Annotated in this window: 18 protein-coding genes; 16 read left to right on the forward strand and 2 right to left on the reverse strand. The window is 46.7% G+C overall.

The features are described from left to right. Positions 1–27 precede the first annotated feature (27 nt). From ACIFQM_RS05460 to ACIFQM_RS05470, 3 genes are all read left to right on the forward strand, one after another. Entirely contained in the window at positions 28–2,703 is a 2,676-nt protein-coding gene (locus tag ACIFQM_RS05460; protein WP_430065119.1) for a YhgE/Pip family protein, read from the forward strand. Positions 2,704–2,988: 285 nt separating this feature from the next. Continuing rightward, on the forward strand, positions 2,989–3,963 hold the full coding sequence (locus ACIFQM_RS05465) for an aldo/keto reductase (protein WP_430039240.1): 975 nt from the start codon (positions 2,989–2,991) through the stop codon (positions 3,961–3,963). A gap of 276 nt (positions 3,964–4,239) precedes the next feature. After that, entirely contained in the window at positions 4,240–5,451 is a 1,212-nt protein-coding gene (locus tag ACIFQM_RS05470) for a GTP-binding protein (RefSeq protein ID WP_430039238.1), read from the forward strand. 30 nt (positions 5,452–5,481) lie between these two features. Here ACIFQM_RS05470 and ACIFQM_RS05475 read toward each other — a convergent pair whose 3' ends face one another. After that, entirely contained in the window at positions 5,482–6,357 is an 876-nt protein-coding gene (locus ACIFQM_RS05475) for a LysR family transcriptional regulator (protein ID WP_430039236.1), read from the reverse strand. 154 nt (positions 6,358–6,511) lie between these two features. On the opposite strand from ACIFQM_RS05475, the gene ACIFQM_RS05480 reads away from it, so the two are divergent. Next, positions 6,512–6,841: an antibiotic biosynthesis monooxygenase family protein gene (locus ACIFQM_RS05480; RefSeq protein WP_430039234.1), complete on the forward strand. Its 330-nt coding sequence runs from the start codon at positions 6,512–6,514 to the stop codon at positions 6,839–6,841. A 111-nt stretch (positions 6,842–6,952) separates the two neighbouring features. Here the strand turns inward: ACIFQM_RS05480 and ACIFQM_RS05485 are convergent, their stop codons facing one another. Next, the gene (locus tag ACIFQM_RS05485) at positions 6,953–7,822 is read right to left on the reverse strand and encodes a DUF421 domain-containing protein (protein ID WP_430039232.1); all 870 of its coding nucleotides are present in this window, start codon (positions 7,820–7,822) and stop codon (positions 6,953–6,955) included. 250 nt (positions 7,823–8,072) lie between these two features. On the opposite strand from ACIFQM_RS05485, the gene ACIFQM_RS05490 reads away from it, so the two are divergent. From ACIFQM_RS05490 to ACIFQM_RS05545, 12 genes are all read left to right on the forward strand, one after another. Next, positions 8,073–8,342: a glutaredoxin family protein gene (locus ACIFQM_RS05490; RefSeq protein ID WP_430039230.1), complete on the forward strand. Its 270-nt coding sequence runs from the start codon at positions 8,073–8,075 to the stop codon at positions 8,340–8,342. A gap of 93 nt (positions 8,343–8,435) precedes the next feature. Next, positions 8,436–9,776 (forward strand): LLM class flavin-dependent oxidoreductase, encoded by a 1,341-nt coding sequence (locus ACIFQM_RS05495; RefSeq protein WP_430039228.1) that lies wholly within the window; start codon positions 8,436–8,438, stop codon positions 9,774–9,776. 17 nt (positions 9,777–9,793) lie between these two features. Beyond that, positions 9,794–10,321 carry an NADPH-dependent FMN reductase gene (ssuE, locus tag ACIFQM_RS05500; protein ID WP_430039226.1) on the forward strand — a complete coding sequence of 176 codons (528 nt, stop codon included), beginning with the start codon at positions 9,794–9,796 and terminating at the stop codon, positions 10,319–10,321. Positions 10,322–10,432: 111 nt separating this feature from the next. Beyond that, the gene (locus tag ACIFQM_RS05505; protein WP_430039224.1) at positions 10,433–11,320 is read left to right on the forward strand and encodes a LysR family transcriptional regulator; all 888 of its coding nucleotides are present in this window, start codon (positions 10,433–10,435) and stop codon (positions 11,318–11,320) included. Between the two features lie 201 nt (positions 11,321–11,521). Continuing rightward, positions 11,522–12,373, forward strand: a complete 852-nt coding sequence (locus tag ACIFQM_RS05510; RefSeq protein ID WP_430039222.1) for a transporter substrate-binding domain-containing protein — start codon at positions 11,522–11,524, stop codon at positions 12,371–12,373. A 77-nt stretch (positions 12,374–12,450) separates the two neighbouring features. Continuing rightward, positions 12,451–13,227 (forward strand): amino acid ABC transporter permease, encoded by a 777-nt coding sequence (locus tag ACIFQM_RS05515; RefSeq protein WP_430039220.1) that lies wholly within the window; start codon positions 12,451–12,453, stop codon positions 13,225–13,227. After that, positions 13,224–13,934, forward strand: a complete 711-nt coding sequence (locus tag ACIFQM_RS05520; protein ID WP_044645547.1) for an amino acid ABC transporter permease — start codon at positions 13,224–13,226, stop codon at positions 13,932–13,934. Before ACIFQM_RS05515 ends, ACIFQM_RS05520 begins: the two co-directional genes overlap by 4 nt. Then, positions 13,931–14,683, forward strand: coding sequence for an amino acid ABC transporter ATP-binding protein (locus ACIFQM_RS05525; protein ID WP_430039216.1), 753 nt, complete (start codon positions 13,931–13,933; stop codon positions 14,681–14,683). Before ACIFQM_RS05520 ends, ACIFQM_RS05525 begins: the two co-directional genes overlap by 4 nt. Before the next feature lie 15 nt (positions 14,684–14,698). Continuing rightward, on the forward strand, positions 14,699–15,715 hold the full coding sequence (locus ACIFQM_RS05530) for an LLM class flavin-dependent oxidoreductase (protein WP_430039214.1): 1,017 nt from the start codon (positions 14,699–14,701) through the stop codon (positions 15,713–15,715). A 56-nt stretch (positions 15,716–15,771) separates the two neighbouring features. After that, positions 15,772–16,929, forward strand: a complete 1,158-nt coding sequence (locus ACIFQM_RS05535) for an amidohydrolase (RefSeq protein ID WP_430039212.1) — start codon at positions 15,772–15,774, stop codon at positions 16,927–16,929. A gap of 246 nt (positions 16,930–17,175) precedes the next feature. Beyond that, positions 17,176–18,111: a dockerin gene (locus ACIFQM_RS05540; RefSeq protein WP_430039211.1), complete on the forward strand. Its 936-nt coding sequence runs from the start codon at positions 17,176–17,178 to the stop codon at positions 18,109–18,111. A 372-nt stretch (positions 18,112–18,483) separates the two neighbouring features. Then, entirely contained in the window at positions 18,484–19,893 is a 1,410-nt protein-coding gene (locus tag ACIFQM_RS05545) for a discoidin domain-containing protein (protein ID WP_430039209.1), read from the forward strand. The last annotated feature ends 30 nt before the right edge of the window (positions 19,894–19,923 follow it).

Consider the following 19,923-nt stretch of genomic DNA (forward strand, 5'->3'; position numbering starts at 1 on the left):
TTAATGTACATACAAGGAGTGGTGAAGTTGCGGAAGATATGGCAAATCTACTTAACAGACTGGAAAAATGTATTTAAAGTATCAACCGGGACTTTATTGGTCATTGGTATTATTCTTTTGCCTTCCGTCTATGCATGGGTAAATTTGAAAGCAATGTGGGATCCTTATGCAAATACATCTGGTATTAAAATTGCAGTAACGAGTCAGGATCAGGGTGCTGAGGTAAACGGGAAGAAGCTTAATATCGGTGACGAGGTTTTGCATAACCTTCAAAATAACAAGAAACTGGGCTGGACCTTTGTCAACGAAGCAGAAGCGCGAAAAGGTGTGCTGAACGGAGATTATTACGCGAGTCTGCTCATTCCAAAGGATTTTTCCGAAAAAATTACGAGCGTGCTCACGGAAAATCCGCAAAAGCCAGAGATTGATTACGCCGTCAATGAAAAAATTAATGCGGTCGCACCGAAAATTACATCTTCGGGGGCAAGCGCTCTGACGAATCAGATTAGCCAAAACTTTATTGAAACCGCCAGTCAGGCCGTGCTAACCAAGTTAAAGGAAGCCGGGGTGAAGCTGGAGGAGGAGCTGCCCACCATTCGCAACATGGAGAACCGGGTGCTGGAGCTGAACAATCGACTGCCGGATATCGACAGGTTAGGCAAGCAGGCAATCGAGCTGGAGCAGAATTTGCCGAAAATGAAGGCACAGGGACAAAAGATCATCGCATTGAAGGAGAAAATCCCTGAAATTAACCGTGCTGGCGATCTGGTGCTCAACATTGAAAAAAACTTGCCCGAGCTGGACAAGGTGGCGGCGGCTATTGTAGATATACAAAAAAGGCTGCCGGATATTCAAAAGGCCGGGGATCGGATCGTGGAGCTGGATCAAAATTTCGGTAAAGTAGAAAGCGCATTGGCTACAGCATTGGAGGACACGCAAACAGCGCTCAAGGTCATTAATGCCGCACAAAAAGCGTTGCCGGAAGTACAAAAAATTGCGGATACGGGCAAGGATTTTATAAACGGATTGCTTGACTTTCTGGATAAAAATGATGGCGCGCTTGATTCCATCGGAACGGTGGTCAAAGAGGATTTACAGTTGGTACAGCAAATGGCAAATGAAGTTTCGGAGATCACAGGGATTATCCGTGGTGTTGATTTTGATCCTAAAGCAGCACAGGCTGCGGTGAATCGGGTTAGCGGAAGACTGACCACTGCCGTGGGGGTGCTGGATCGCATTTCTCAATTGCTGTCCCGTGTTAACGGATATTTGCCGAGTCAGCCGCTGGATTCGCTCATTACTCGTGTGAGCGGTGTAGAGGACCGTTTCCGTCGCTTAAATAGCACGGTTACAAGCATCGGGGATGCCATTCAGCGCGGCGAGAAGCCTGCACAACATCTGCTGGATAACGCTGACCGCCTTGCTGGAGAAATCAGCCGCTGGATTGACAGCATTTTGGGCAACTATGATACGGAATACGCACCAGCCATTCAAAAAGCGCTGGATCAAATGAAGACCGTTGCCCGCAATTCTGCGAATGTGCTGAATACGGCCCAAGAGCAGCTACCGAATATTGAAAAAATATTAAACGACGCTCAGGCTGCCGCACAATTCGGTCAGGAAGAACTAACCCGTCTCCAGAGGGATCTGCCGCAATTCCGGCAAAAGCTGCATGAAGCGGCTACAACGATTCAGGGACGCATGGGTGAATTTACGAATGCAGTAAACAAAGCAGCGGACTTCGTGAATAATGATTTGCCAGCAGTGAAAAGTAAAATTCATCAGGCGGCGGATTTTGTGCGCAACGATTTGCCGAAGGCGGAGCAACAGTTTGTCAAAATGGCTGACCTGATTGAGAACAAGTTTCCTGAGGCAGAACATGCGGTGCACCAGGTCGCCAATTTTGTGAGAACGGATCTTCCTGCTGCTGAGGATTCCATACGTCAGGCCGCAGACACGATTCGCAAGCTCAAAGGCGAAAATGCCCTTGGACGGGTCATTGCGTTGCTCAAGGGGGATGTGAAAAAGGAGAGCGATTTTCTCGGCAGTCCGGTTTTATTGAAACAGGAGCGTATTTATCCGATTCCGAACTATGGTTCTGCGATGTCGCCTTTTTACACTACATTGTCGATTTGGGTAGGGGCGATGCTGCTAGTGTCGATGTTCAGGGTAGATGTGGAAGACCCGGAAGGTAAATACAAAAGCTACCAGGTCTACTTTGGACGGCTTATGACGTTCTCCACGATCGGTATATTTCAGGCGCTTAGCGTGTCGCTTGGTGACTTGTTCCTGCTCGGGGCATATGTGGATGCCAAAGTGTCATTTGTACTTTCCTCCATACTGATCAGTCTCGTATTCACAGCTATGACCTATACACTGGTTTCGGTGTTTGGCAATATTGGGAAGGGGCTGGCAGTTATCTTGCTGGTGCTTCAGTTCTCCAGCTCAGGGGGCACATTCCCGATTGCGACGAGCACGCCGTTTTTTCAAGCATTGAATCCGTTCGTTCCTTTCACCTATGCGGTTAGTCTGTTACGGGAAACGGTAGGGGGGATGCTGTCTTCGACAGTGACACGAGATGTGGTGATGCTGTTTGTATTTATCGGGGTTTGCTTCCTGTTTGGATTGGTATTTAAGAAGCCGCTCAGCAAGTATACGAAGAAGATGGCTGAGCGAGCGAAAGAGACGAAATTGATTCCTTGATGGTTAAAAAGAGAGAGAGTTACGGTGGTTGGACTGATCGGCTCCGCTGGGGCTACCACCGTAAAGTCACGTTCTTTTTAACATACGGCGGGTAGTATGAGGGGAGTTGGCCTCGCGCTGATGGCTTCGGCAGGGTGTGGGGCTTTTTTGCGTGTGCTGCCAAACCTTAAAATGCATTTCGGGGTGTTTCAAGGTGGTGTTTTCTGGTTAATGAATTAAGTATGGTCTTTTTTGGTATGTAATTTATATGGTATTTAAAATTCTTAGGCAAAGGCGGTAGGCGATATGGAGTATTCATACTTGGGAAAGTCAGGCTTAAAGGTTAGTCGGTTGTGTCTGGGCACGATGAATTTTGGACCGGAAACCGAAGAAAAGGAAGCGTTTAAAATTATGGATGCTGCGCTGGATGCGGGCATTAATTTCTTTGATACAGCCAATGTATATGGTCATGATCGCAAAGGGTGGACGGAGGAAATTATCGGACGCTGGTTCCAGCAGGGTGGCGGAAGACGCGAGAAGGTCGTGCTTGCGACGAAGGTATACGGGGATATGAAAAATGAGAACGACGGTCCGAACACAGGATCAGGCTTGTCAGCTTACAAAATTCGCCGCCATTTGGATGCTTCTCTGAAACGTTTGCAGACCGATCATATCGAGCTGTATCAGATGCATCATGTTGACCGAAACGTGTCATGGGATGAGCTGTGGGGTGTATTCGAGTCGGTTGTGGATCGGGGACAGGTCGATTATATCGGCTCCAGTAACTTTGCGGGCTGGCATATTGCTGTGGCGCAGGCCGAAGCGAAGGCACGCCGTTTTTTGGGGCTTGTATCCGAGCAGCATTTGTATAACCTGAATGAGCGTTCTGCTGAGCTGGAGGTATTACCTGCGGCTCAGGAGTTGGGACTCGGCGTTATTCCATGGAGCCCGCTGGCTGGCGGATTGCTGGGACGTAATGCATTGGCAGGCACAGGCTCACGTAGCGCACGTTCCAAGGAAAAGATTGAACAAAATCGTGGGAAGCTGGAGCAATTTGCAGCGTTATCCCGCGAGCTGGGCGAAAAGGAAGACGTAATTGCGCTGGCTTGGGTATTGTCTCATCCGGCCGTAACGGCTCCGATTATCGGCCCACGGACCTTGGACCAGCTGGAGGATGCTCTGCGTGTGCCTGAGGTCAAATTGAGCGAGGATGTGCTTACCAAGCTGAATGAGATTTTCCCTGGCCCCGGCAAACCTGCGCCGGAAGCCTACGCATGGTAATTTAGCATCTTCCTATCGAAGACAAGAAGCGAATCACAAAGAAGCAGCAGATCAGGAGTAGTCTCCTGAGTCTGCTGCTTTTTTTTCTAATTGCCCTGTCAAAACCTGAACGATAAGCGATCATGAACAGAATAGCAGAATCTTACCGAGGATAAGGATGAACAGTTGACAAGGCGAAAGGGATCAGGTATATTACTGAATGTCTGTTAATAGTAATTATTACGATTTAAAAAAGTGTGATGAAGATGAGGTTATATTAAAGGGAGTGTACCATCAATGAATAAGAAAGTAATACCGGTAACGGTACTGAGTGGATATTTGGGGGCAGGGAAAACAACGATTTTGAATCATGTGTTAAACAATCGGGATGGAATAAAAGTGGCCGTGATCGTCAATGACATGAGCGAAGTGAACATTGACGCCGAACTGGTAAAAAAAGAAGGTGGCTTGTCCAGAACAGAAGAGAAACTGGTTGAGCTGTCCAACGGCTGTATTTGCTGCACATTGCGTGAAGACCTGCTGCTGGAAGTCAAGAAGCTGGCGGAACAAGGCGAGTTTGATTATATTCTAATCGAATCCACAGGGATCAGCGAACCTGTGCCTATTGCTCAAACCTTTACGTACGCCGATGAAGGGACAGGCATTGATTTGGCTTCCCTGGCAAAGCTCGATTGTATGGTGACTGTGGTTGATGCGAACCGTTTCTGGCATGATTTTGAATCAGGAGAAACACTGCTGGATCGTAGGCAGGCTACGGGAGAAGACGACACGCGTGACATTTCGGACTTACTGATTGACCAGATTGAAACCTGTGATGTACTGATTTTGAATAAATGCGATTTGGTGCAGCCTTCGGAGCTGGACAAACTTGAGGGTGTGCTGCGCAGATTGCAGCCTGAAGCCAGAATCATTCGCGCTTCCAAGGGACAGGTTGCTCCTTCGGACATTTTGAACACGGGATTGTTTAACTTTGACAAGGCCAGCCAATCCGCCGGATGGATTCGTGAGTTGGAGCTAGAGAGTCATACACCGGAAACGGACGAATATGGAATCAATTCCTTTGTATATCGCCGCAGAAGACCGTTTCATCCTGCCAGATTGGCTGAATTTATGAGCTGCTGGCCGGAGGAGGTCGTTCGCGCCAAAGGTTTGGCCTGGATTGCGACCCCTCAGGATTGGGCGGCCAGTATCAGCCAGGCAGGGCCCTCCATTCAGTTCGGACCGGCAGGAAGCTGGCTTGCGGCGTTGTCCGAGGAAGAACGTCAGGAGATCGTCGCGGCTGATCCTGAAGTTTTAGATAATTGGGATGAGCAATGGGGCGATCGCATGAACGAAATTGTCATGATTGGTATCGGAATGAATCAACCGGAACTGGAAGAAGAGTTGGATGAATGTCTGCTGAACGATAGCGAAATGGACATGGACTGGTCAGGCTTTGAAAATCCATTGCCATGGCCGACAACGGATGAATCGTCATCTATAAATTAAAAGGTGTATCCAATTTACAGAAATAGCATGTCATATGGACTTAGTGATCCACTCAGCAATGAAGTCCATACATTTTTTGGCGGCTGGAGAAACATTCTTTAAAGAAGAGGTAGCGATACCAATAGTGCGGGAATGTTTTCCTTCCAAAGGCCGAATACAAAGTTCATAAGGATTTTGAACTAAAATCATTTCCGGAAGAATACTTATGCCCAGCCCGTTTTGCACCATAGCCATAATGGCATGGTCATCCTCTAATTCATATTTAATTTTCGGTGAAATGTTATGCTGTGAAAAAATATTTCGCACATCGGTGTCACAGCCTGCAACAGGCATAATGAAAGGCTCATCTATGAGCTGATCCACACGAATGGCGGCTTGCTCCCTAAGAATATGATTGGAAGGAAGCAGACAAAGCATTCTTTCTTCTTTTAGTGGCAGCGCCTCTAACGTGTCTAACGTGGGTAGGTTTACGAAGCCAAAATCAGCCTCCCCGTTGGCTAACCAGCTTTCAATTTCATGGTAGTTCCCATCGAGCAGTTTCATCTCAATAAGAGGAAACTGCTCGTTGAATTTTTTTATAATACGGGGCAACCAATGAATAGATACACTTGAGAACGTACCTATTTTTACGGTTCCGATTTCCAATCCTTTAATTAAAGCTACCTCTTGATAGAGCTTTTCGTCCATTTGTATAATCTCTCTGAAGTGCTTCATTAATCTTTCTCCGTTGTTGGTCAATCTGATGCCTGAACGACCTCTGATCAGAAGAGTCAATCCTATTTCATGTTCTAAAGCAGAAATGGCATGGCTAATGGCAGATTGTGTTAGCTTGAGAAGTTCTCCTGCTTTGGTGAAGCTTCCTGTTTCAACTACGCTAAGAAAAACCTTATATTTAAACAAATTCATGTATCCTCCTGCGTTAAATGAAATATATTCATACATAGTATCATATATATTCATTTTTTTTATCTTAGTTTTGTGGTTATAATCGAACTTGAGGATTTTGCAAAATCCAGACTTAAGAAAAAGCTGATAACCATTTCATTTCTGGGAGGTACCTATGAATTCAATTGCAAAAACGCCACAGCCCCCTTATTATGCTGCTATCTTTACTTCTGAACGTACTGAAGGAGATGGCGGATATGGAAAGATGGGAGACAAAATGGAGGAGCTGGCTGCTGACCAGCCTGGTTTTCTGGGCATGGAAAGTGTTCGTGACCACAACGGAGTAGGCATCACGGTTTCTTATTGGGAATCCTTAGACGCTATAAAAAATTGGAAACAGAATGAGCTGCACAAGGTAGCACAGGAGAAAGGGAAAGCTGAATGGTATAAAACGTTTGGTTTAAGAGTGAGCAAGGTAGAACGAGATTACTTTTTTACAATATAAAATAGATGAAATGATTAAAATCAAAGGGAGCGCCTTTTCAGCCATTTATGGCCTTGAAGACGCTCCCTTTGGGTTACCATGCTCGTATGCTTATGTCATAGACTTGTATACTCAGGGTTCAGTTGGATTTATCGGCTTCATTTCCTGAATTGCTTGCTTTAAGCTTTGTGAGCATTGCTCAAAAAGCTGCTTGCTTTGCTGCTCACTGGAGCCCGTTGCCAGCTTTTGCAGTTCAGTCGTGCATTGTTCCAGCAGCGTCAGCACGGCTTGATTAGAGTCCTGTACCTTGGACATCTGTACGTTATCGCTGTATTGGTCAATGTATAACTCCCCTTGCGGGTCCACCTGTGCGAAAAATACGTCTTTGACCGTCAGGCTCTTTTCCTTCAGCTTTGCATCCAGCCATTGTTGAGTAATTCCCATGTATGCCATTTGCTGCTCCATGAGTTGTCCATCCATAATAATGGCTGTGGGTTCCTTCTCTGGTAGTTGCCGCATATTCAGATCCTTAGGCGTTAAGGGCTGTTTTTCTTTGGTTAACAGCACATTGACTTCACCGCTGGTCTCCATAAGGGCAAATTCTACGTCAGATACCTTGAATACATTCTTGCTCCGCAACTGCTCCATGAGTTCATCCAGGGTCAGTCGCTCTTTTTTCAGATTGTCTTCTAAAATTTTGCCGTCCTTGATCAAGATTGTGGTTTTCCCATCGGCAAAATCTCTGGCCTTCTTGCTTTTAATTTGCAAAAATTCAATGCCCAGTGTCGTCAGAACCCATACCGCTAACGATATAGTGCCCAAGTACCAGGAGGACTCCCGTTCCAATGGAATAGAAGCAGCCAGGTTACCGATCGTAATACCCGTTATATATTCAAACAAGGAAAGCTGCGATACCTGGCGTTTTCCGAGAATTTTGGTAATTAAAAATAATATAGCGATAGCCATTAATGTGCGCAAAGAAACCTCGGCCCAATCCTGCATATATTCAACCTCATTTCATCTCATTCTGCCGCAAGTGCGCTAATATTCCAAGCATGTCCGCACCAAGGTCTGTTTAAACTCCAAGTATTCTTTTTAGTTCAGTTTAACTAACATTAAAATTTTCTATCGTTGCATTATCAATGTCTATTACACAGGCGATTGACGGAATAGGGTGGGCAGGATACATTATAACTATAATTCTTATTTAATTCATCGGAATTATAAACATTAAGTTCACGGAGGTATGTATATGTCATCCAAACCTAAAGTTGTATTGTGGTCTAAAACAGGCTGTCATTTTTGTGGAGAGATCAAATCGTATCTGGAATCCCAAAATCAGCCTTATGAAAATATTCAAGTGGACGGAAATGATGCCCTGCGTGACGTACTGGAGACTAAATATGGTGTTCGCTTTGTCCCTGTTGTTGAGATAGGCGGGGATAACAAATATGAGGCGCTGCTCAACCCAGATCTGGAAGAGCTGGGTAAAGTGCTGGAAAGCTACAGTCAAGCGGTATAAGCCAGCGGGAAAAGGTGAGAAGGCTACGCTGCCTTGAAAACCAATGATTTGCCGTGGGGTAACAATAATTTTCATGAGAGGTGTGAACAGTTCATGGCGAAACACAGACAAATCAAATTTGGTGCCATTATTCATGGTGTTGGAGGTAGCATGACAACTTGGCGTCATCCTGAAGTGCCTGCGGACGCGAGTGTTAATTTTGAATTTTATAAAACACAGGCGCAAAAGGCAGAGGAAGGCAAGTTTGACCTTGTTTTTATCGCAGACGGTTTGTTCATTAACGAGAAATCCATTCCTCACTTTCTGAACCGTTTTGAGCCGATTACGATTTTATCCGCTTTGGCCGGGGTAACGAAGCATATCGGGCTGGTTGGCACGCTGTCGACTTCCTACAGCGAACCGTTTACAGTAGCACGCCAATTTTCTTCCATTGACCATATCAGCGGAGGACGTGCAGGCTGGAATGTGGTGACTTCCCCTTTGGAAGGCTCTGCCCTTAACTTTAGCAAAGGCGAGCATCCGTCACATCCACAGCGCTACAAGATTGCGGAGGAATATTTGCAGGTAACCAAAGGACTGTGGGATTCGTGGGAAGAAGATGCGTTCGTTCGTGATAAGGAATCCGGCGTGTTCTTTGACCCTGAAAAGCTGCATACCTTGAACCATAAAGGCGAGTTTTTCTCTGTGCAGGGTCCGTTGAACATTGGACGATCCAAGCAGGGACAGCCGGTTATTTTCCAGGCAGGCTCCTCGGAGGATGGAAAAAATCTGGCCGCCAAGGAAGCGGATGCTGTATTTACGGGACATGACTCGCTGGAGGAAGCGCAGCAGTTTTACCGTGATGTGAAGGAACGGGCGGTACGCTATGGCAGATCCGAAGAGGATATTGTCATCTTGCCGGGCATTTCACCGATTATCGGCAGCACGACGGAGGAAGCAGAGCGCAAGTATGAGGAAATTACCAATTTGGTGACGATTGAGGCTGCTTTAAAATTTTTGGGTCGTTTCTTCGATCATCATGATTTCTCACAATATCCGCTGGATGAGCCATTCCCAGAGCTAGATGGTATCGGCAGCAATTCCTTCCGCAGCGGCACGGATAAAATCAAACGGACGGCCAAAGAGCAGAATCTGACGCTGCGCGAGGTGGCATTGCGTTCGGCAACACCTAGAACTGCGTTTATCGGTACAGCTGAACAGGTGGCGGATCGGGTGCAGGAGTGGTTTGAAAGAAAAGGCGCAGATGGATTCATTATCGGTTCTGATGTACCGTCGGGTCTGCACGATTTCGTAAACCTGGTGGTACCTATTTTGCAGGAGCGCGGCATTTACCGTCAGGATTATGAATTTAGCACATTGCGTGAAAACCTGGGTGTACCGATTCCTGAGAACCGCTACACAGCTGCTAAATCTAAAGTGAAGATAGACGCATAACAGAAGGAGGGAAAAGCATGTCCAAGGTTGTCATCCTGTCAGGCAGTCCGTCTACACAATCCCGTCTATACGGCTTGATTAACTATACGACCGAGCAATTGCAGCAGGCTGGAGCGGAGGTCACATTGCTGAATGTGGTCGACTTGCCAGCCGAGGATCTGGTGAGGGCTAACTTTAACAGTCCCGATATTACAGCAGCACTTGCATTAATTGCAGCAGCAGACGCCATTATTGTAGCATCTCCTGTGTACAAAGCCGCCTATTCCGGCTTGTTGAAGATATTTTTGGATTTGGTGCCGCAGGAGGGGCTGCGAGGTAAGCCCGTACTTCCTTTATTTATCGGAGGCACGCTGGCTCACCTGCTGGTCATTGATTACGCTTTGAAGCCAGTGCTTAACGCGTTGGGAGGAAGACATATTCTCGGCGGTGTGTATGCGGTAGATCAGTGGGTTGAACGCTTGCTGGATGGAGCATACGGGCTGTCGGAGGAACTGGTTTCACGGCTGGATCGCTCTGTAAAAGAGCTGACGGAGCTATTAAAGTAATAAATATTTTCAATTTTTACATTGACAGGGCGTTCAGTGAGTTTTATGATACAAAAAACCAAGTTAACGCATTGGATAAAATGTATTTTAAACTCACTGGGGGACTTGTGTATGAATATCGAGAATATGGAAGCCTTTGTATACGTGAATCATTATGGCAGTTTTAACAAGGCTGCAGATGCGTTGTTCTTATCACAGCCCTCTGTCACAGCCCGGATCCAGACGCTGGAGCGTGAGCTGGAATGCAAGCTGTTCGACCGCCAAAGCAAGCAAACCATTTTGACGGAGGATGGACGAAAGTTTCTTCCTTATGCGGAGCAAATGCTTCAGGTGCTGCAAAAAGGGAAGCAGAAGCTTCAACAGCGCAAAAAAACTCCTCAGCAAATTCGAATCGGCTGCACGATATCGGTGTCGAACTATATCATTCCTGAGATATTAAAGCAGCTCCGCGCTCGTTATCCGGAGATTAACTACAAAATTGTGACGGCAACGACGGATCAACTGGTACATAAGCTATTGAACCGTGAGGTAGACATTAGTTTTGTCCGTAAAGTGATGCATCCGGCCATTCGTACGCTTGCTTTTTATGAAGATCCCATTTCCCTGTATGTATATGACGGTCACCCGTTTATGAAGGCTGGAAAGGCCAGCATACAGGATATTCAGCACGAAACGCTGGTGTTTTTTGAATGCGGATCACTGGACTGGATGAGGATTCATCGGTCTTTTGAATCACTGGAGCAGCCGCCGGATATTGCCTTTCAGGTAGATAATGTGGTTACAGCCAAGAAGCTGGTGCTGGAAGAAGCAGGGATTGCCTTTTTGCCGGACGTTTGTGTGAACCGTGAGGTGAAGGATAAAAAACTGTTTCGCATTCATGTACCAGAGGTAGCTGAGTTGTCCATGCAGATTAGCATTGTGGCGACCAAGGAAGACTGTGCGGTGAGCTCGGATTTTGCAGATGCATTGACAGAAGGTTTTCGGGGTGCTGTTTTGTAAACCGTTTTGCAAATGTGAGGAGTTTGCAAAAATCCGGAATGGATGAAATGTTCTAGTGCCGGGTGGATTGACGTAAATGAGCGCAGGTGTTAAATTAGTCACATCCTAAAACCGATTAAACTCATAGGAATTATTGATTAATGTGGCAGCTACCATGTATGTCGCAAACTGCTGATATACAAAGAAACGAGGGGGATTCATATGAAAAAGTGGTTTGCAATATTGTCTGTTATAGCGATTATTCTGGTGTTGGCTGGTTGCGGCTCCTCTGATAACGCGTCTAGCGCGTCCGGTTCCAACGATGACGTGAAAAAAATGATTGTAGGTACAGGCACTCAATTTAAAAATGTATGCTTTATCGACGAAAACGGAAATTTAACAGGCTTTGACGTTGAGCTGATTAAGGAGCTGGACAAGCGCCTGCCTCAATACGAATTTGAATTCAAAACGATGGACTTCGGCAATCTACTGCTGAGTCTCGATGCCGGTAAAATTGATCTGGTATCGCATCAAATGGAAAAAAACCCGGCGCGTGAAGAGAAGTATCTGTTCAACAAAAATCCGTACAGTATTTTCCTGAACAGAGTCGCTGTAGCGAAGGATAACAATACCATTCACTCGATTGATGATCTGAAAGGAAAAAAGATACTTACCAGTCCGACCAGTAATGCGGCGTATGTGTTGAAGGAATACAACAAGACACATGGAGATGCCCTGAACATTGTCTATACAAGTGGTGCAGCCAATGATACGGTGCAACAGATTACGAGCGGCCGTATAGATGCTACCATTACGACAGACTTCGCGAACCGCTTTAATACCGATGAAAAAGGAGAAGTAGCTCTGAAAACCGTCGGTGATCCTTTGACTCAATCGGATGTGTTGTATGTACTGAACAAAAATGAGCAAGGATTGGCAGATGATCTGGATAAAGCCATTCAGGAAGTAAAAGACGACGGTACACTGTCGAAGCTGAGCATCAAATGGCTTGGAGAAGATTTCACGAAGTCTCTGGAAGATGTGAAAAAAGAAGGAACAACCAGCAAGAAGTAGCGATAAGCTTAAATATTTCAGCGGTCAGGGTACCCCGTGTATTCTGACCGCTGATGTATAGGAAAGGAGGCATGCATATGAGCAGAGAGTTTAATATCGATTATGTTTTTAGCTTTATCCCGAAAATGCTGTCTTATTTACACATCACATTGTTTATTGTGGCTAGCTCGCTTTTGTTAGGACTAATCATTGGCCTGCTGGTTGCGCTGCCTCGTATGTATAATATTCCATTTCTCAAACGTGTCTCTCAGGTGTATGTTTCATTTTTTCGTGGAACGCCTATTCTGATCCAGCTCTTTCTGGTGTATTACGGCTTGCCTGAGCTACTGAAGCTGGTGGATATCAATTCCTCCAGATGGGATGTGTTGTGGTTTGCCATAGCAACCTATGCGCTAAACAGCGGGGCCTTTATTTCCGAGATTATCCGATCCGGTGTAGAGGCGGTAGATCGGGGACAAATCGAGGCAGGACAGTCCGTCGGCATGTCAGGCTATCAGACTTTTACACGTATCATATTGCCGCAAGCGCTGGCTGTTGTGGTTCCGGTATTTTCCAATCTGGTGATCGCCAATCTGAAGGATACTTCGCTTGCGTTTACCATCGGAGCTATGGAGATGACGGGGAAATCGCAGACACTGGGCGCGGCTACCCAGCATTTTGTTGAAACCTATATCGCGTTGTCTCTTATTTATCTGGTCGTCAGTCTGATTTTGCAAAAGCTGTTCAAGGTACTGGAAAATACGCTTCTCAGGCATGAGCATCGGGATACAGTCCAAAGCGAGCCCAAGAAACGAAAAAGTTTTGTGGTGCGTTATCTGGCCCTTCGTCTTAGCAAAGGAGGCAAGAGCATATGAGTCTGGATTTTGGATTTATATATACAGCCTTTCTGGGGTTGTTCTCGGCGTTGCCCAACACGTTAATCATTACGGTGGTCTCCGTACTGGCGGGACTGGTCATCGGAATTATCACGGCTCTGGCCCGAATTTATAAGGTGCCTGTGTTGTCCCAGATTTCCCATGGCTACGTTACCTTTATCCGGGGTACGCCGATGCTGATGCATTTGCTGCTTATTTATTTCAGTTTACCTTTGTTCATTGATGCGGGAGCCAAGCATTTTGGCTGGTCGTTTCATTCCAAAGATGTTCCCTATATGGTATTTGCACTCATTTCGTTCTCGATTACAAGTGGCGCGTATATGTCCGAGGTGGTCCGTTCCGGGATTCAATCGGTGAACCGGGGGCAAATCGAGGCGGCTTATGCGGTTGGCATGACGACGTGGCAGGTGCTGAGACGTATCGTCTTTCCACAGGCGTTCGTGGTTAGTCTGCCGAACCTGACGAATTCTGTTATTGGGATGCTGCATGGCTCTACGTTGGCCTTTACCGTTTCCGTTACGGAAATCCAGGCTCAGGCTGAAATTTTAGCATCTACAAACTGGAAGTACCTGGAGGTTTATATCGCGGCAGCACTGATTTTCTGGGGTTTGACGGTGCTGATTGAACGAATTTCCGGCTTGGTGGAGAAAAAAATCAATGTGTTTAATGGGGGGAGAGCATCATGATCCGTCTGCAAAATATCACGAAATTGTTCGGCAAGCATGAGGTGCTCAAAGGCATTGATTTAACTGTGAATAAGGGAGAGGTCGTTGTCATTCTCGGACCGAGTGGCTCGGGGAAAACGACGTTGCTGCGCTGCATCAATTATCTGGAAAAGCCGAATGACGGGGAGGTCAGCATTGGCGATTTTACGGTAAACTGCAAGCGACCTGCGAAGAAGGATATTTTGGCTCTGCGCCAAAAAACGGCCATGGTCTTCCAGCAATACAATCTGTTCAAGCATAAAACGGCGCTGGAAAACGTGATGGAAGGGCTTGTCGTCGTCCGTAAGGTGAAGCAGGAGGAAGCGAAGAGGATCAGTATTGAAGTGCTCGAAAAGGTCGGATTGGGCGAAAAGCTGGACCATTATCCGAGCCAGCTATCCGGTGGACAGCAGCAGCGTGTCGGCATTGCGCGTGCTTTGGCGCTGAACCCGGAAGTGATTTTGTTCGATGAGCCGACATCGGCGCTAGACCCTGAGCTGGTCGGTGAGGTGCTGTCGGTTATTCGCAAGATTGCAAAGGAAGGAATTACGATGATTGTCGTCACGCATGAGATGGGCTTTGCACGGGATGTCTCCAATCACGTGGTATTTATGGATGATGGCCACATTATCGAGGAAGGCAGCCCGGACGACATTTTCAATCATCCCCAAGAGGAACGGACGAAGCAATTCCTGAAACGGATTACACCGGAATATAACTATTCAATTTAGACGGGAGAGGGAGACATGAGTATTAAAATCGGAGTATTGGATCAAAGCCCTATACACGAGGGAGAAACGGCGGCACAGGCGCTTCGAAACACGATTAAGCTAGCGCAGCGTATAGATGAGCTGGGATTTTCACGCTTTTGGGTATCGGAGCATCATGATTCTGAGCAGGTTGCAGGCTCTTCGCCGGAGGTACTCATTTCTCATCTGCTGGCACGCACCGAGCGTATTAAAATCGGTTCTGGCGGAGTGATGCTTCAGCATTATAGTTCTTATAAAGTGGCCGAAAATTTCAATGTACTGGCGTCTCTTGCACCGGGTCGCGTAGATTTGGGCATTGGACGTGCGCCGGGCGGTCTACCGAAATCCACACAGGCGTTACAACGCGACGTGCATGATGCGCCTTCTCTTGAAGAAAAGATTGATGAAGTGAGCCGTTATATTCATAATATTCCGTCTGAAGAAGGACCGCTAGCAGGGCTACAGGCTAATCCAATTCCGGAAACACCAGCGGATATTTATGTTTTGGGCACGAGTGCAGACAGTGCTGGAATTGCTGCACGTTTGGGGTCGCCTTATGTTTTCTCGCAGTTTATAAATAGTAGCGAGCAGGTCGCATTGGATGCATTCCGCACGTATCGGGAGTCATTCGATTATAGTCTTGGTCGTGAGCCGAAGGTTCTTTTTGCACTATCCGTCATTGTAGCTGATACTTCCGAGGAAGCTGCGGAGCTGGCAGGTGAGCACAAGCTGTACAAAATTCATCTGGCCAGCGGCAAAACGGCTACGGTGGGCACGCTGGAAAGTGCAGAGCAGTTCGGTAAGCAATCGGGTGAAGAATATACAATTGAAGTTACACAGGCGCAAATCAATAAGGGAAATAAAGAGGAAATTCATGCTGCATTGACGGAAATTCAAGCTAAATATCAGGCTGATGAGCTGATCGTAACGACAGGAATACGGGATATCGGAAAGCGCGTCCGCTCATTTGAACTGTTGCATGAAGCTTTTGCTGGTTTGCCTGTTCAGTCCTAGATGTTGTTGGCTTGAGAAAGTTGTAACCATTTTGGAACCACAAAGGAGGAATAGGGATGAGCGGATCAACCGGGACAAAGGAGCGGGTTTTGGAGCAGAGGCTGGTGGACATTCGTCGCCATCTTCACCGAAATCCCGAGCTATCTAACGAGGAGGTTGAAACTACCGCCTATATCCGCCGTCTGCTGGAAGAACAGAACATAACCATCCTGGATGTGCCGCTGCGCACCGGGCTGGTAGCGGAAATCGGCGGGCAGCAGGAGGGGCCGATTGTAGCGCTTCGCGCGGACATTGATGCGTTGCCGATTCAGGAGGAGACGGGCTTGCCCTATGCTTCACTGCATCCGGGCAAGATGCATGCCTGTGGGCATGATTTTCATACGGCATCCCTCTTCGGAGCTGCCGTATTGTTAAAAGAGCGGGAGCAGGAGCTGAAAGGCACGGTTCGCCTGGTGTTTCAGCCAGCGGAGGAAAAGGCGAGAGGAGCAGCCCAAGTGCTGGACAGCGGTGTGCTGGCAGGCGTGCAGGCCATATTCGGCCTGCATAACAAGCCGGACCTGCCTGTAGGCACGGTCGGCATTAAGGAAGGCCCGCTGATGGCGGCGGCAGACGGCTTTTACATCGAGGTAGAGGGTCTGAGCACGCATGCGGCAGTGCCGCATGCAGGGATTGACCCGATCGTCGTGTCGTCGCACATCATTACGGCGCTGCAATCCATCGTGAGCCGGAGCGTCAACCCGCTGGACAGCGCGGTGATTAGCGTGACGAAGCTGCACAGCGGCAACGCCTGGAACATCATTCCGGACCGTGCCCATCTGGACGGCACGATCCGGACGTTCGATGAGAACGTGCGCGCACAGGTGGCTGAACGCTTCGAGCAGGTCGTAAGGGGCGTGGCTGATGCTTTTGGCACTAAAGCGAACATCCGCTGGATCGAGGGACCGCCACCAGTACTGAATGACGGCAAGCTGGCCGTCATCGCGGAGCAGGCGGCCCAAGCGGCCGGTCTGGAGGTTGTTCGCCCCGTGCCTTCCTCGGCGAGTGAGGATTTCGGGCTTTACCAGAAGAGCATCCCCGGTGTGTTCGTCTTTGTCGGCACTTCGGGGAGTCAGGAATGGCATCATCCAGCCTTCGATCTGGACGAACGCGCGTTGCCGGGAACGGCGAAGCTGCTGGCTTCACTGGCAGAATCGGCATTAGTATCCATAGAGTAGAGATGTGAGTCTACTCTTTTTCAATGCTAGGCCCCTTCTTATGTAGAGAAGGGGTTTTTAATTTGTTAAACGAACAAAAGAATTACCTTTTTCTAAATTATAAAGGAAAATATTGACGAAATAGCATCCTAATGATAATATAAAATTGTATTTTTTTTCAAATCAAAAGAAAGGGGAGAGATAAGAGATTCCGATTGCTATTTTATGAATACAACAATCAAATAAAATGATATGGAGGTTAAAGAAATGCCGAAGAAAAAAGGAATGATCATGGCTTCTTTTTCATTGGTAGTGGCTGCTTCTTTACTGGTTGGCGGGGCTAATGTTGGTGCAGTAGCTTCTAATTTGGAAAGCACTTCTGAAATAGAGTCCACGAGTGTTAGCTTGGCTGCTACGGACATACCTGCAAAATTTAAGCCATCCGTAGAATGGGTTTGGAAGAATAGAATCGTCAAAGAAGGCTCGACCAACCGTAAAAATTTGATTTTTGATCAAATATATGCGGGAAAAGGGACGCTAAATTATGTAGTGCGCTGGCAATCTCCCAAAAACCTCACGCTTCAGCAACGCAAGGATATGGCTTCCATGCTGAGTCGCCAAGTCAATAATTGGAATAAGCAGTTGAAGGGGTATGATGGCTGGTCGTATGACAATATTACAGTAAAAATAGTAGGCTGGGCCGTTGCAAATCCGTCTCAGATTCTTAACAAACAATCAAATGAAATCGTTTACACTGACACGATTACAGATGATTTAAGCAAAACGAACCCGAGTATCCCTGCTAAGCTTCCAGGTGCTCCTGACGCGCTTTCCAGATTTGAGCATTTTACAGATCCAAACTATGCTTATCCTGGTGGCTTGGACAAGCGGTTTGATATGTATTTATGGGGGACAGCCAATTTTCAAGGTGGAGCCGGTGGTGACTGGGGACAACGCATGCCCGATGATTATATCCTGAGCACCCTGAACTCTGATGAAGTCCATATTACAGAGCATGAGATGGGGCATGGATTTGGCTTGCCAGACTTTTATGAAGAAAGTGATCGTCCACCCGGTGGGTTTCCTACGCCAACCATTATGTGGGCCGGAAATTCTTCCAAGATAACAGAGTGGGATACCTGGATGTTGCGTTATACCTGGAGCCAGGTCAAGAAGGATACCTCTCGTTTTCCTACCCGATAAAAGATACGTAGAATAGTGCAAAGAAGCTGATGAAAAGGACCGTTTCTTCCAAAATCAAATTCTGTGATGGAATTGATTTTAGTGGAGAAGCGGTTTTTTCGTTTCACAAAATACCAGTTTCTTGAACATGAAGGGGCGACTTCGTTCCAATATGATATCGAAATACCTAATTTAATTCATTAAGGAAAATATTGACGATGCAATAATCCAGTGATAATATGATTTGAGATTATATTACAAAAAACGACAAGGAGGATTGATAGATTATCGTTGATCTCATAGATCATACAAAAACACGAAAAACGAGGTGATTGAATTAATCGTTTCAGGAAAACTACCGTAATCATATTAAATAGTTATGGAGGTATATGTATGTTGAAGAAAAAAGGAATGATGGCAGCTTCTTTTTCTGTGGTGATTGCTAGTTCATTACTGATGGGAAATGCTAGTTTTGTATCGGCGGATGCGCATATGAATGGGAGTGCCGTGGTTGCGGCAACAAGTAACTCGACACTGGCTGATATGCCAGCTTATCTCAAATCATCAGTGGAGTGGGTTTGGAAGAATAGAATGCTGACCGAAGGCTCGACTAACCGTAAAAACTTGATTTTTGATCAAATTTTTGCGGGAAAAGGAACTCTAAATTATGTAGTGCGCTGGCAATCTTCTAAGCCAGTTACGCTTCAACAGCGTCAAGATATTGCCAGAATGCTAGGTCGTCAGATGAACCATTGGACGGAGCATCTCCAGGGATATGATGGCTGGCCCTATAAGAATATTAAAGTGAAGGTGGTAGGCTGGGCTGTTGCCGATCCTTCACTGCTGCTGGACAAGCAGCCAGATGAGGTTGTTTATACGGATACGATTGCAGATGGATTAGCTTCCGAGCAACCGGAAATTCCTGCTGCCCTTCCCGTTGCGCCTGATGAAATATCCAGATTTGAGCATTTTTCAGACCCCAACTATTCGTATCCGGGTGGATTGGACAAACGCTTTGATATGTATCTCTGGGCTACAGAAAATTTCGGTGGGGGAGCCGGCGGCGACTGGGGACAGCGTATGAGTGATGAATACATTCTGAGCACGTTGAACGCTGATGAGATTTTGATTACCGAACATGAGATTGGGCATGGATTTGGATTAAACGATTTCTATGAAGCACACGAGCGTCCACCGGGCGGCTTCCCAACGAACACCATTATGTGGGCTGGTGATTCCGATCATATCACCGACTGGGATATTTGGATGCTGCGTTATACCTGGAGTCAGATCAAAAAGGATACTTCTCGTTTTCCAAGCACGACTAAAGACGACGAGGGTCCAGTTGTAACAGATCCGAATGAAATCGTGAATATTGCGCCTGCGGCAACGGCTAGCAGCTCTTATACTTCATCTTGGGAAAATGTGAGCGCACTCAATGACGGCTTTGAACCGGCCAATTCCAATGATAGAAGTCATGCTGTATACGGCAACTGGCCTGAGGTGGGAACGCAATGGGTTCAATATGATTTTAATCAAGAACATATGCTATCTCAAACGGATGTCTATTGGTTCAAGGATGGCTCCGGCATTGATGTTCCCAAGTCTTACAAGATTAAGTATTGGAACGGTCAAGGCTGGTCTAATGTCAAGCAGGCCAAAGGATTGGGAACTGTGGCAGATCAATATAATACGACCACTTTTACACCTGTGAAAACAACGAAATTAAGAATTGAAATGGTATCCAAGGGTTCCGCATCTACCGGAATTCTGGAGTGGAAAGTAGCAGCTATTAATAAATAACTCTATAAAGCTCAGCTTATGCTAAACAAG

This window comes from Paenibacillus sp. NRS-1782 (assembly GCF_050467685.1).
GTDB classification, from domain to species: Bacteria; Bacillota; Bacilli; order Paenibacillales; family Paenibacillaceae; genus Paenibacillus; species Paenibacillus terrae_A.